Below are 12,371 nucleotides of genomic sequence, written 5' to 3' on the forward strand. Positions count from 1 at the left end.
GAGCCATGCGTCTGGGACAAATCACTGCCCGCCAGCGACAAATCCTTCTGCTCCTGATGAGCAGGACCGAGGGCATGACAGCTGCGGAAATAGCGGCTGAGATCGGGGTCAGCGTCAGGACGGTTCACCGGGAAATGGAGGAGATTGAGAAAGGACTGCAAGGCGCAGACGTTCTGCTTCATAAAAAGTCGGGAACGGGCATCCGGCTGGAAGGAGAAACGCCTGAGGGTATCGCCCAGCTGCGGAAACGCCTGCTTGAAGGTAAGCCTGCCGATTATTCCGTGGAAGAGCGCAAAATCCTCATGTTATGTGCTTTGCTTGAGGCTGATGAACCCATCAAACTGTTTGCCCTGGCCCACAGTTTGAAGGTGACCGTGCCTACCGTCAGCAGCGATCTGGATGAGCTGGAGCCCTTAATGAAGAGGTTCAAGCTTAATCTGATCCGCCGCAGAGGTTACGGGGTTGAGCTTGAAGGCACGGAAGCCGTAAGGCGAAGGGCCATTTGCAGGCTTGCGGAGGAATATCTGGATTATTCGGATCTTGTCGGGGACGGTTACAGCGATGCCCGAGAGCCGGTGACGGCCCGGCTGCTCTCCATGGTTGGTAAACCGGTGCTGCTGGATGTGGAGAAAAGCTTGTGGGATATGAACTGGAGCTGGACGGAGAGCCTTAGCGAAAGTGCCTATACCTCCATGCTGATTGCCTTATCGGTTTCCGTGAAGCGGATCAGGCAGGGACGGCGTATGGAGGAGGCCGATATCGCCACTCAGGATGGAGCCTCCTCCATGGAGGAAGCCAGAGATTTTGCCGTTCGTCTCGGTGAAACACTGGAGATCCCTTTTACGGATTCAGAAATGAAATATATCTCGAATTTGTTCGAGGCAGCCAGGGATATGTCCGAGGTCAGTGAGCTGGCCCATACGGATGTGGAAATGGTGGAGATGGCGCACCGCCTGATCGAGCGGGTGCAGCGGCGCACCGGCGTTCCGTTTGAAGAGGATCGCACGCTGCGGGCAGGCTTGGTGGAGCATATCGGTGCAGCCATGAAACGGATTCGGGAAGGGACCCGGATTCGGAATCCGCTGCTGAGTCCGATCCGGAAGGATTATGAGGAGCTGTTCGGGATTGTCCGGCATTCGGTTGATGAGCTGAGGCTGGGCTTGACCATCCCGGATGAGGAAATCGGGTTTCTGGTTATGCATTTTGGGGCGTCAAGTGAACGCCTGAACCAGCTGGGACACCATCTGAAAGCCATCCTCGTATGCTCCAGCGGTCTTAGCTCCTCAAGGCTTCTCGGAACCCGGCTGAACAAGGAGATGCCTCAGATTGAGGTGCTTGGCAACGTGTCATGGTATGAAGCGGCTCGAATGCCGAAGGAGCAATATGATCTCATTATATCAACCATAGATCTTCCGCTGCCGAAGAATCGATATGTGAGATTAAGCCCGCTGCTGACAGCGGATGATAAAGAGGCGCTGCTTCAATATATCCAGAGCACGTCCGTGAAGCCGGGTGGAAGCGGCACGGCCGTCAACCGGATCGAAGAACAGCGTAAAGCTGCATCATTCGAACGGCTTCGCCTGCAGGCCGCGCTGATGAATGCGATTGTATCGCTCCTGGACGGCTTTCATGTGCATGATCTGGATAACCGTCCGGATGACCTGGAGGGTACGTTGAACGAGGCCTTGGCCAAGGTGTACGAGTGCGGTGCGGTCAGCGATGCGGGGAAGGTGAAGGAGCGGTTGCTTGAGCGTGAACGGATGGGCACTCAGCTCATCCCGGATACGACGCTGGCTTTGTTCCATACGCGCAGCCGTTATATCGCCTGCCCGTCGCTTACCCTGTTCCGGTTAGCGCATGCCGCACCGCTTGAGGATGGGGCGGAAGCAGGGGTCATTCTGCTGATGCTGGCACCGAAGCAGCTCCCGAAGGAGAGCCTGGAGGTGCTCAGCGAGATCAGTGCGATGCTGCTCGGCTCCGAGCTGATTGAGCTGATGGAGCGGGGCGGCGAGGACGAAATTCGGTCATACCTGGCTGAAGAGCTGCAGCATTTTTTCAATCACAGACCATAGAAAGAGGGAGACTAACATGAATAACATACTGTCCAAAGATAAAGTCGTATTGAATGCGAAGGCAAATGATAAAAGCGAGGCCATCCGCATGGCGGGGAATCTGCTGGTGCAGGCAGGCCACGTATCAGAGGATTACGTAGATAAGATGCTGGAGCGCGAAGAGATTGCATCCACTTATATGGGCGGGGGACTCGCGATTCCTCACGGCACCAAGGAAGCCAAAGGCATGGTTATCTCTACGGGATTGTCCATCGTTCGCTTCCCGGAAGGCGTTGATTTCGGCGGAGACGAGCCGGCGTTCATCGTCATTGGGATCGCGGCCGCTGGCGGTGACCATATGGAGATTCTGACAAACGTTGCGATGATCTTCACAGATGACGAGAGCATTGAGAAGGTGATGAACGCATCGAGCGAAGAGGAGATTCTGGCCATCTTCGAAGGAGGAATGGGCGCATGAAGGCAGTCCATTTCGGAGCAGGGAACATCGGGCGCGGGTTTATAGGGCTCCTGTTGTCCCAGGCAGGTTACGAGGTTTGTTTTGTCGATGTGAACGAGGAGCTGGTTTCGGAGCTGAAGGCTCGTGGAGAATATCCTGTAACACTGGCCAGCGAAGGGCAGGAGACAACGGTTGTAAAGGGCATTACGGCCCTCAACAGCGCTTCGGAGCCGGAGGCTGCCGCGCGTGCGGTGGCAGAAGCCGATCTCGTCACAACAGCGGTAGGCGTGAACATTCTGAAGTTTATTGCCGGTACCATTGCCGAAGGGCTAAAGCTTCGGTTGCAGGGAGAATCGGCACCGCTGCATATTATTGCATGCGAGAATGCCATCGGCGGCAGTACGCAGCTGAAAGAGCATGTGTACGGTAAGCTGGATGATGAGACGAAGCAGAAGGCCGACCAGCGGGTGGCTTTCCCGGATGCAGCCGTAGACCGGATCGTGCCGCTGCAGCAGCATGAGGACCGCTTGAAGGTGGTGGTGGAGCCGTTCTATGAGTGGGCGGTGGATCGCTCGCAGATGTTTGAAGGCTATACGCCGGTAGAAGGCATTCACTATGTGGACCGCCTGGAGCCGTACATTGAGCGCAAGCTGTTTACGGTGAATACCGGTCACTGCTCTGCTGCCTATGTAGGCTTCCTGAAAGGCTATGAGACAATTCAGGACGCCATGAAGGATGACGAGGTGGCGGCCCATGTGCGCGCGGTGCTGGAGGAAACAGGGGCTGCGCTTGTGCATAAACATGGCTTCAATTCTGCCGAGCATGGAGCGTATATTGACACCATTCTGGAGCGGTTCCGTAATCCGGCGCTGACAGACGAGGTATCCCGCGTCGGACGCTCCCCGATTCGGAAGCTGTCTCCCGGCGACCGGCTGGTATCTCCAGCGATGCTGGCATTCGAGAGCGGGCTCCCTTACAAGAGTCTGGCCAAATCCATGGCAGCGGCCTTGTTGTTTGATGTGCCCGAAGACCCGGAAAGTGTAGAACTGCAAGCCTCCGTACGGGATATCGGAGTAAGCGACACGGCTTCCCAATATACCGGTATGGCTGGCGAGCATCCGATTATGGGTGAGCTGATGGAGCAATATGAAGCCTTGAAGGCGGAGACTGAGGCTGGGCGGTCATAATTTTTAGCTATGAGAGAAAACCCCTGATTTTCTTTACGGAGAAATCAGGGGTTTTTTGGGCTCGCTTCAGGATGAGCTCCGCTTCCTCAACGCTGGTGTCCAGCTGCCAGGGAGGAATTCCATAATTTCCATCCGTTGATTTTCAGAAAATTTTCGCTTATTTTCGGAATTAAGAGTACACTAGAAGTAAGAAACCGAAGTGGATGTGATGAACATGGCAGAAGAACTGATCTTGACCCAAGAGGGCTATGATAAACTCCAGGAGGAACTGGATGACCTCAAATATGTAAAACGCAAAGAGTTAGCGGAACGGATCAAGCTTGCGATCAGCTATGGTGACTTGAAGGAGAACAGCGAGTACCACTCGGCCAAGAACGACCAGGCGTTTATGGAAACGCGCATCATTATCCTAGAAAAAACACTGAACAGCGCCCGGATTGTCGACTCCAAGCAGGTAAGCTCGACAACGGTGAATGTCGGTTCGAATGTCGTCCTGAACGACATCGAGTTTGCAGAGAAGCTTGAATATCAGGTTGTAGGCCCGGCAGAAGCAGACGTGTTGAATAATAAAGTCTCCTATGAAAGCCCGCTCGGCAAAGCACTGATGGGCAAAGCGGTTGGCGACCAAGTCAACGTGGATGCACCGATGGGCATCGTCAAGTACGAGCTGCTGGAGATCAAGGTGTTGTAAACGATCGATCATTTGCGTCTAACGCCATGATGGATGGGATCCTTGGAACTGCTGGCTGTCTGCATAGCAGACGTTATTCAGATTGCCGCAGCATCTGTAGATGGATGAACTCATATATAAATGAAAGGCGTAATCCGGGAGTGTCATGTCCGGTTACGCCTTTTCTCATGATTATGCCCCAGCCGCAGCAGCCTTGCGCTCATACATATAGCAGGCTACCCCGAGAATGAAGGCAAGTCCTACTAATGCAGCTCCTACCCAAGGCAGGGAGGTTAAGCTCAAATGGGTAATGACCAATCCGCCAATGAAGGCTCCCGCTGCATTTCCGAGATTACCGGCGGAGTGGCTTGCCGTAGAGGCAAGTGCCGGGGCCGATTGGGCAAGACTCATCACGCGTACCTGCATCCCGGGCATCACAGCGAAGGAGGCAGCGCCCCAGAGCACGATGGTCAGCACAGCAGTCACCGGATGATAGATGGTAACGGTGAAGATGGTCAGGATAACGGCAGTCGTGAAGTAGACGCCCAGAATGGAGGGCAATAGCTTCCAGTCTGCAAGTCTTCCGCCCACGATGTTACCTGCGGTCACGCCGATGCCGAACAGCACCAGAATCCAGGTGACGCTGGGTTCTGCAAAGCCGGTGATCTCAATGAGCAGCGGAGCAATATAGGTGAATACAGCGAACAGGCCCGCGTTGCCAAGCGCTCCGATGAGCAGGAAGAGAAGCAGTCCTGGCTTCATAAGGGCTGTGATCTGCTGGGCGATGCTCGAGGCCTGCTCCTGGCGGATCTTCGGAATGAAGATCAGAATGCCAATCAATGCGATAACGCCCATAATGGCAATCGCCCCGAAGGAGGCGCGCCAGCCCATCGTTTGACCGATGAAGGTACCGATCGGAACCCCGATGATGTTGGCTATCGTTAACCCTGCCATCATGATCGATACGGCCCCGGCTCGCTTGTCCGGCCGTACCAGGTTCGAGGCGATAACGGCTCCCACACCGAAGAAGGTGCCGTGTGTCAGTGCCGTCAGCATCCGGGCACCCATCAGCACGGCATAGTTGGGAGCGAAGACCGATACGCCGTTGCCCAGAATGAATAAACCCATGAGCAGCAGGAGCAGCTTCTTTTGCGGGATTTGGTGGGTAAGAACGGTCAGGATAGGAGCTCCTACAGCTACCCCGAGCGCATACATCGTAATCAGCTGTCCGGCAGAGGCGATGCTGACGTTCAGATCGTCCGCGACGTTCGGGAGTATTCCCATGATCACGAATTCCGTCATTCCAATGGCAAAAGCGCCTACAGTAAGAGACAATATCGAGATGGGAAACGGCTCTTTAGGCCCTTTGTTCCCAGTGGCCTGCTGCGATAATTCCATGATGTTCAAGTCAACCTTTCTGCTGTGTATGTTAAAGATATAAACCCAATCTATATTATCGGATTTGAAAGTGGGCCTGTTACATATTATTTAACGTTCTCCGATGATAATCAAGAATTTTATTTTTGGGCAAAATGGACATGCTGATCATGTAAGCTTATTCGGCATATTAGCTTGTCCGCTATGTAAAGCTTGTGAGAGTACCACCCAGGCACTCTCTTCATGAAGCAAGCAAACGATTGTGGTCATCCCATACAGTCGGTTGATCCTGTCCCTTTGCTGTGATGGATTTAGAAACAGGTAAACGACTCGATTCTCCCCAGATCAAATCCTGAGAATACCCACATCCTCCCGGTCCAGCGAAAGCCGGCAACCGATGTCCGGCCAACAAAGGTCGGATAAAACCAGAAGCCCGGCCCATTTCTCGGCCAAATATAGGTGTTGCGGAATAGACAGCCCGTAATAGCTCCAGGGTCAACGGCAAAGGTAGCTGCAAGCGGTTGTTGGGGTACAGTCTGCGGGGGTGGAGAAGAGGGCCCTTGTTGCGGTCCCTGAGGTCCTTGCGGCGGCATAAATGCCATAATGGATTCACTCCTTAATCGGTTTATAGGTTTGGAAGTGAGCAAGAGCGGCTACACCATCAAGAATGCAAGATGAGCCAGGCTCTAGGTATAGAGCAGGGTGATTACTAGTAATTCGAAGAGGACAAGGGGCAGAATGACATGATTATAGTAGCTGGGACCGAAACCGCGCTGGTGATTGTAGTCTGGCAGACTTAAGTATAGAATTCCTCTGTCACACCGGATAATCGTCCCTTCAAAGACGTCACCGTCCAGCGTTTCGACGCGAACCAGTTGGTTCGCATGCTGTTTGCACAGATGGTGAATATGATCCCGAACGGATTGGATGCTGTGCCTCATATTGGGTTCAGCTTGATATAAGGTTTGTTCCTGGTGTCCTGGATATTGAAGACTCATATGGAAAGACCCCCATCGTTATTAGTCATACATAGATTACATCCTATGCGGATGCCTATAGCGGGGTGCTCCTGAAATTCCCGCATGGGCAAATTTGTAGATTAGTGATACTATTTAGATCAATATATGAATTGAGGAAGTGAGCGTTAGTCGTGATCAATATAACCATCCCCAAGCCGGACGTCACCATTACCAAGCAGGCTGCTCCGGAACTGAGCCATATTTACGGATTTACGGATTTCCACCTGATCCCGAGAGACCGGGGCGGGATCTTTATGTTCTACAACAGCAAGGAGGAGCTCTTGTTTGTTGGCAAAGCCAGAAAGCTAAGACCGCGGATCAAGAAGCATTTTGAAGATAGTGTATCTCCCATTAAGGACCATCGTAATGAAGTGACAAGAATAGAGGTCTGTGTCATCGAAGATGCCGTTCACAGAGAAATCTATGAAACCTATATTATCAATGAATTAAAGGCTGAATATAATGTGGACAAAGTGTTCTTTAAATAAAGGACATGTGTAATGGAGCAAGGAGAGGCAATAGACGGGTCTTGGAGAGATCAACGTTTATTGCTTTTTTTGTTGTCGTCCATCATTACAATAAAATCTAAATATTCCTTTACAGGAATATTCCTGATGTGGTATATTGGATTCAAGAAATCAAACACACCATTATATCCGTAAAAAAAAGAGGTGATGATGATGACGGGAACAGAGAGAATGAAGAATTGTCATATCTCAAGGACCATCGGTGCTGTAACGGTCATCATGACACAATGGAACTGACAACGTTTACCGCATTAGCTGAACCGAGTCGTTTCCGCATTGTGGACCTTCTGCTGAGGGGACCGATGACGGTAGGGGATATCGCCGAACGTCTGGAGATCAGGCAGCCCCAAGCCTCGAAACATCTGAAGGTGCTGCTGGAGGCTGGGCTGGTGGAAGTTAAGGCTGACGCCAACCGGCGAAATTACATGCTTCGATCCGAGCCGTTTGAGGAGATGGACCACTGGCTGAATGATTACCGCAGAATTTGGAGCGAGCGGTTCGACAACTTGGATAACTACTTGGAGAAACTTCAGGCTGACACGAAGAATCAGGATTAAGCTACTTAATATGAGGAGGAATGTATGATGGAAAACACCATGATTACCCGTGTTGAAGGGCAAGTACTTGTACTGGAACGTGTTTTTAATGCACCTAGAGAGCTGGTATTCAAGGTATTCTCTGACGGAGAGCATCTGAAGCAGTGGTGGGGTCCGCGCGGGTGGGAGGTTACCGTATCCAGCATGGATTTCCGTCCAGGCGGTTCATGGCATTACTGTATGAAATGCATGGATAAGAATCAGGGCGATTTCTACGGCATGGAATCCTGGGGCAAATCGGTTTATGAGGAAATTGAGGCGCCTGGGAAAATAGTCTATATCGACTATTTCTCGGATGCGGAAGGCCAAGTTGCAGAGGGGATGCCCGCAACCACGGTTACCATGACCCTTGAGGAGATCGATGGAAAGACCAAGCTGGTCAGTCGAGGTGTATATGAATCCCCAGAAGCACTCAAAACCGTGCTGGAGATGGGAATGGAAGAGGGCATTACCCAAACCTGGGACCGTCTCGAGGAATACTTGGCAGCCCAACAGTAACTTTATTACCATCATGCAATCTCGGTTACGCGATATAAAGAATGGCTGGAATTCGCAAGGATACGGCCATTTTTTTATTTTCCTGACATCATGATTGCATAGAATCCACCGCATCAGTTAACTTGTAACTTGAAAAACAGAAGCCAAAAGTTCAATATAAAGATAAATGGATAATCAAAACCGTGTTGTCTGCCGGAGGGGCGGGTCAATGACACATACATAACAGGAGGAAATCAAGATGGAGATCGGAGTCAGTTCATTTGTTGAGACATGGCCGGATGTGAAGACCGGGGAAGTGATCAGCCATGCGCAGCGGCTGCGCGAGGTAGTGGAGGAGATCGTTCTGGCCGATCAGGTGGGCCTGGATGTCTATGGCGTAGGCGAGCACCATCGCAAGGATTATGCCGCATCTTCGCCAGCCGTTGTGCTTGCCGCGGCAGCGTCGCAGACGAAGTGGATTCGGCTGACCAGCGCAGTTACGGTGCTGTCCTCTGCGGACCCGGTGCGGGTCTTTCAGGATTTTGCTACCTTGGACGCGATTTCGAACGGGCGTGCAGAGATTATGGCGGGCCGGGGCTCCTTCATCGAATCGTTTCCGCTGTTCGGCTACGATCTGAGTCATTATGACGAGCTGTTTGAAGAGAAGCTGGAGCTGCTGCTTAAGATCCGGGAATCGGAGAAGGTAACCTGGAGCGGCGGACACCGTCCCGCGATCCAAAACTTAGGCGTGTACCCACGCCCGGTTCAGAATCCGCTGCCGGTGTGGATTGGCAGCGGCGGCAATTCGGAATCGGTCGTGCGCGCAGGCTTGCTCGGTTTGCCGCTTGTGCTGGCGATTATCGGCGGCAGCCCCTTGCAGTTCGCGCCGCTGGTCAAGCTGTATAAAGAAGCGGCGGCCCATGCGGGGCATGATGTGTCAAAACTGCCAATTGGCTCGCACTCGCATGGATTTATTGCGGAAGATACCGAGATGGCAGCGGACAAGTTCTTCCCATCGACCCAAGCCAGCATGAATGTGCTGGGACGGGAGCGGGGCTGGGGATATTATGACCGTGCGAGCTTCGATGCGGCACGAAGCTTCGAAGGTGCCCTTTATGTGGGAGACCCGGAGACAGTCGCCCAGAAAATCATTCACCTCCGCAAACACGTAGGCATTACCCGCTTTATGCTGCATGTCCCGGTCGGGACGATGCCTCATGATGAAGTCATGAGAGCCATTGAATTGCTCGGAACCGAGGTAGCACCCCGAGTCCGCAAGGAAATTGATCGCTGGGAAGCGGCTGGTGAGTCAGAGGAATGAAGCCATGGTTGATAACAGGATCGGATTTAAATAGAAACCTTTCGGGGTCACCCCGCGTCTATTACATAGGCTAAGACAAGCTGAGAATAGGGTGGGATGGTTTTATGAACGTTGCCAAATATTTTGCGATGGGGTTCATATTTATGTTCCTGTTGACCGGAGCTTACCTCGGGCTTGAGTTAATGGAAGGATACAGTATCCGTACAAGCATGTATTACGGCATCCACAACCTGGGTTTTGCCTTAATTGCGGTGGTCTTTCTTGCCTCGGTGATCATTTACATGGTGATCATGCTTCCATTTTCTTGGCTGCTGGGTTTCATCCCTTGGAAAAGAAGTGTCATGACGCTTTATCTTCTCTTGTACTGTGTATTATGGGTTGCGGCAGGCGTGTGGCTGTTCCACCAGCTGTATGATCCTGTATATGTGAAGGAGTATCATCTGCGTATCGACACGGCTATCTTTATATTTGGCGTGATGGGACTGCTCTATGGCTGGATCGAATGGCTGCTGATTCGAAGAGCTGCGATAAAACCCTGAACGTATTGAAAAGAAGGCCGTTGTGAGTGAAGTGAAGCTGCTTGGCCTTGAAGAGTCGCATATTAAAAGGAAAGGGCGTTCCTCTATGATCAGGAACGTCTTTTTGTGTTGCCGTAAGAGGATATCAAATTTGTGCCTATCGCCTTAAAACCAGCATTATCCGGAAAAATGGTATAATAAATGGAAAAACAGGAAGAGACACTTTGATACATCATAGGAAAACACAGGCAGGGTTCGGATAGTCGATGCTATGGGGGCGGCTTGTACTGCAACGTAAATCAATCCATAATCATCTTCGGAAAGAGGGTTAAATCATGAATAAATCATATAATGCTATATTCGGTCCACATATCATCAAAATGGCTCAACTTATGTTCATCTTTGCACTCATCTCGCTCTCCGGGTGTACGAAAGCCGACGTTGCTCCCCCTGTTGCTCCGACTGAGAATACGCCCCAGACGGCACCAGCAGCTCTGGCTGACCCAGATTTCGTTCAACTCGAGAGCAAGTTTAGCGCTCGTCTCGGTGTCTATGCTATCGATACTGGCACCGAGCGGATCGTCGCCTACCGCCCCGATGAACGGTTTGCATACGCGTCTACTTTTAAGGCTCTTGCCGCAGGCGCAGTATTGCAGCAAAACTCGATGGACACACTCGATAAAGTGATCACTTACACGAGCAAAGACTTGGTCACCTATTCGCCGATCACCGAGAAGAACGTGAATACCGGGATGACCCTTAGGGAGCTTAGTGAGGCTGCTATCCGTTACAGCGATAACACTGCAGGAAATCTCTTGTTAAAAGAACTGGGAGGCCCTGATGGCTTCAGGACAGCATTAAAGCAGGCCGGTGACAACGTAACCAACCCCGAACGCTTCGAGACAGATCTGAACGAAGCCATTCCGGGAGACAACCGTGACACAAGCACCCCGAGAGCGCTTGCCACCACGCTTCAGGCTTACACGGTTGGCGACGAGCTCCCGACGGATAAACGCACGCTCCTCATCGATTGGCTGAAGGGGAATACCACTGGAGACAAACTGATCCGTATGGCCGTGCCTGAAGGCTGGGAGGTCGGGGATAAGACCGGAGCCGGAGGTTATGGAACGCGAAACGACATAGCCGTCATTTGGCCGCCAAACAAAGAGCCTATCGTTATCGCCATTCTGTCCAGCCGCGATACACCAGATGCCACTTATAACGATGCGCTTATCGCACAGGCTGCCAAGGTCGCACTTGACGCTCTGAAGTGAATCATAGTCAGCCCACACATCGCTAAAGATGTATGTAGTTCTTCTTGAATTGCATCTCCACGGGCTCTCTTGTCCGGCCGCTCGTTCCAAAAGCCGAAGCGGGTGCTATCAGGTGCTATTCGTAGCGAATGCCGTTTGAAGCTCTCTCGATGGCGTCCCAATCCAGAACGCGGATCATTTGCCCGTTGCGCTCCAGCATCCGGTTCTGCACAAAAGCCTGCAGCACCCGGTTTAAATGCCGGTGTGTTGTGCCCAGCAGGCTGGCGATCTCTCCAATATGGTCGGTTTGCAGTTCCATGCCGAATGAGGCATTTGATCCTGGCGACATCGTCGACATAAGATAACTGGCGAAGCGGTTCTCCACGGACGCGAGCAGGTTGACCCGGGAAGCAGTCGTGCAGGTCTGGAGCTTGTAGCTTAAGTGATCCAGCAAAGTGGATGTAAAGCGGGGGTTCTTCATTTCATGCTGCTTGATATAGTCAAAGGAAAGCCCGATCAGCAAGCATTCGTTAACGGCTTCAATCCGCGACTGGACCGGTACGTTTCGAATCAATTCAATATCGCCGATGATGGAAAAGGGATGGCCAAAGCGCAGCAGGAGCGATTTGCCGGTTTCAATGCTGGAGGTCACCTTGATTTTCCCCTGTACAAGGAACAAGAGGGAGTGCAAGGCGAAGCCTTCATGCAGAATGATCTCGCCCGGTTCATATTGCTGCAATGCAAAAGGCACAGGTCTGGTTAAGTCCAGCATGTGCTCGAATTGAAAATCTTTCAGCTTCGCGTTCAGTAATGGTTCGTTATGAAGCAATTTCATGGATTTTTCGGTGGCTCCCTTCTCTTCTGGACATATGTCCTTCTCATTATACGATCAACTGATATGATAAGGGCAATAGAAGA

General features: G+C 51.9%; 14 protein-coding genes. 10 read left to right on the forward strand and 4 right to left on the reverse strand.

What is annotated here, in order from left to right; all coding sequences use genetic code 11:
• The first annotated feature begins 5 nt into the window (after positions 1-5).
• The 4 genes from B9D94_RS29160 to greA all read left to right on the forward strand — a co-directional run bounded on the left by B9D94_RS29160 (position 6) and on the right by greA (position 4,386).
• Complete coding sequence (locus tag B9D94_RS29160) at positions 6-2,072, forward strand: BglG family transcription antiterminator (RefSeq protein WP_148248883.1); 2,067 nt, start codon at positions 6-8, stop codon at positions 2,070-2,072.
• A gap of 16 nt (positions 2,073-2,088) precedes the next feature.
• Positions 2,089-2,529, forward strand: a complete 441-nt coding sequence (locus tag B9D94_RS29165) for a PTS mannitol transporter subunit IIA (RefSeq protein ID WP_006207198.1) — start codon at positions 2,089-2,091, stop codon at positions 2,527-2,529.
• The gene (locus B9D94_RS29170; RefSeq protein WP_006207197.1) at positions 2,526-3,695 is read left to right on the forward strand and encodes a mannitol-1-phosphate 5-dehydrogenase; all 1,170 of its coding nucleotides are present in this window, start codon (positions 2,526-2,528) and stop codon (positions 3,693-3,695) included. The genes B9D94_RS29165 and B9D94_RS29170 overlap by 4 nt, the downstream gene beginning before the upstream one ends.
• 214 nt (positions 3,696-3,909) lie before the next feature.
• Positions 3,910-4,386, forward strand: coding sequence for a transcription elongation factor GreA (greA, locus tag B9D94_RS29175; RefSeq protein ID WP_036640355.1), 477 nt, complete (start codon positions 3,910-3,912; stop codon positions 4,384-4,386).
• 171 nt (positions 4,387-4,557) lie between these two features.
• Here greA and B9D94_RS29180 read toward each other — a convergent pair whose 3' ends face one another.
• From B9D94_RS29180 to B9D94_RS29190, 3 genes are all read right to left on the reverse strand, one after another.
• On the reverse strand, positions 4,558-5,763 hold the full coding sequence (locus B9D94_RS29180; protein WP_036640614.1) for an MFS transporter: 1,206 nt from the start codon (positions 5,761-5,763) through the stop codon (positions 4,558-4,560).
• Between the two features lie 290 nt (positions 5,764-6,053).
• Positions 6,054-6,344, reverse strand: a complete 291-nt coding sequence (locus B9D94_RS29185; RefSeq protein WP_006207193.1) for a hypothetical protein — start codon at positions 6,342-6,344, stop codon at positions 6,054-6,056.
• Between the two features lie 84 nt (positions 6,345-6,428).
• A complete protein-coding gene (locus B9D94_RS29190; RefSeq protein ID WP_006207192.1) occupies positions 6,429-6,740 on the reverse strand; it encodes a hypothetical protein in 312 nt (103 codons plus the stop codon).
• A gap of 152 nt (positions 6,741-6,892) precedes the next feature.
• On the opposite strand from B9D94_RS29190, the gene B9D94_RS29195 reads away from it, so the two are divergent.
• The 6 genes from B9D94_RS29195 to bla all read left to right on the forward strand — a co-directional run bounded on the left by B9D94_RS29195 (position 6,893) and on the right by bla (position 11,474).
• Complete coding sequence (locus B9D94_RS29195) at positions 6,893-7,249, forward strand: nucleotide excision repair endonuclease (protein WP_006207191.1); 357 nt, start codon at positions 6,893-6,895, stop codon at positions 7,247-7,249.
• A gap of 266 nt (positions 7,250-7,515) precedes the next feature.
• Complete coding sequence (locus B9D94_RS29200) at positions 7,516-7,845, forward strand: ArsR/SmtB family transcription factor (RefSeq protein WP_040680067.1); 330 nt, start codon at positions 7,516-7,518, stop codon at positions 7,843-7,845.
• 24 nt (positions 7,846-7,869) lie between these two features.
• Positions 7,870-8,382: an SRPBCC domain-containing protein gene (locus B9D94_RS29205; protein ID WP_172964014.1), complete on the forward strand. Its 513-nt coding sequence runs from the start codon at positions 7,870-7,872 to the stop codon at positions 8,380-8,382.
• Between the two features lie 238 nt (positions 8,383-8,620).
• Positions 8,621-9,682 carry an LLM class flavin-dependent oxidoreductase gene (locus tag B9D94_RS29210; RefSeq protein ID WP_148248575.1) on the forward strand — a complete coding sequence of 354 codons (1,062 nt, stop codon included), beginning with the start codon at positions 8,621-8,623 and terminating at the stop codon, positions 9,680-9,682.
• A gap of 104 nt (positions 9,683-9,786) precedes the next feature.
• Positions 9,787-10,221: a hypothetical protein gene (locus B9D94_RS29215; protein WP_148248576.1), complete on the forward strand. Its 435-nt coding sequence runs from the start codon at positions 9,787-9,789 to the stop codon at positions 10,219-10,221.
• Positions 10,222-10,535: 314 nt separating this feature from the next.
• On the forward strand, positions 10,536-11,474 hold the full coding sequence (gene bla / locus B9D94_RS29220; protein ID WP_148248577.1) for a class A beta-lactamase: 939 nt from the start codon (positions 10,536-10,538) through the stop codon (positions 11,472-11,474).
• A 115-nt stretch (positions 11,475-11,589) separates the two neighbouring features.
• On the opposite strand, the gene B9D94_RS29225 is transcribed toward bla, so the two are convergent.
• On the reverse strand, positions 11,590-12,288 hold the full coding sequence (locus B9D94_RS29225) for a Crp/Fnr family transcriptional regulator (protein WP_063478142.1): 699 nt from the start codon (positions 12,286-12,288) through the stop codon (positions 11,590-11,592).
• Positions 12,289-12,371 lie beyond the last annotated feature (83 nt).

The sequence above is a fragment of the Paenibacillus sp. Cedars genome (genome assembly GCF_003184205.1).
Classification (GTDB): Bacteria; Bacillota; Bacilli; order Paenibacillales; family Paenibacillaceae; genus Paenibacillus_AQ; species Paenibacillus_AQ glucanolyticus.

Bases quoted from the DNA above. Each gene is read 5' to 3' on its own strand.
- B9D94_RS29160 (WP_148248883.1), top strand. From the start codon at position 6: ATGCGTCTGGGACAAATCACTGCCCGCCAGCGACAAATCCTTCTGCTC.
- B9D94_RS29165 (WP_006207198.1), top strand. From the start codon at position 2,089: ATGAATAACATACTGTCCAAAGATAAAGTCGTATTGAATGCGAAGGCA.
- B9D94_RS29170 (WP_006207197.1), top strand. From the start codon at position 2,526: ATGAAGGCAGTCCATTTCGGAGCAGGGAACATCGGGCGCGGGTTTATA.
- greA (WP_036640355.1), top strand. From the start codon at position 3,910: ATGGCAGAAGAACTGATCTTGACCCAAGAGGGCTATGATAAACTCCAG.
- B9D94_RS29180 (WP_036640614.1), bottom strand. From the start codon at position 5,763: ATGGAATTATCGCAGCAGGCCACTGGGAACAAAGGGCCTAAAGAGCCG.
- B9D94_RS29185 (WP_006207193.1), bottom strand. From the start codon at position 6,344: ATGGCATTTATGCCGCCGCAAGGACCTCAGGGACCGCAACAAGGGCCC.
- B9D94_RS29190 (WP_006207192.1), bottom strand. From the start codon at position 6,740: ATGAGTCTTCAATATCCAGGACACCAGGAACAAACCTTATATCAAGCT.
- B9D94_RS29200 (WP_040680067.1), top strand. From the start codon at position 7,516: ATGGAACTGACAACGTTTACCGCATTAGCTGAACCGAGTCGTTTCCGC.
- B9D94_RS29205 (WP_172964014.1), top strand. From the start codon at position 7,870: ATGATGGAAAACACCATGATTACCCGTGTTGAAGGGCAAGTACTTGTA.
- B9D94_RS29210 (WP_148248575.1), top strand. From the start codon at position 8,621: ATGGAGATCGGAGTCAGTTCATTTGTTGAGACATGGCCGGATGTGAAG.
- B9D94_RS29215 (WP_148248576.1), top strand. From the start codon at position 9,787: ATGAACGTTGCCAAATATTTTGCGATGGGGTTCATATTTATGTTCCTG.
- bla (WP_148248577.1), top strand. From the start codon at position 10,536: ATGAATAAATCATATAATGCTATATTCGGTCCACATATCATCAAAATG.
- B9D94_RS29225 (WP_063478142.1), bottom strand. From the start codon at position 12,288: ATGAAATTGCTTCATAACGAACCATTACTGAACGCGAAGCTGAAAGAT.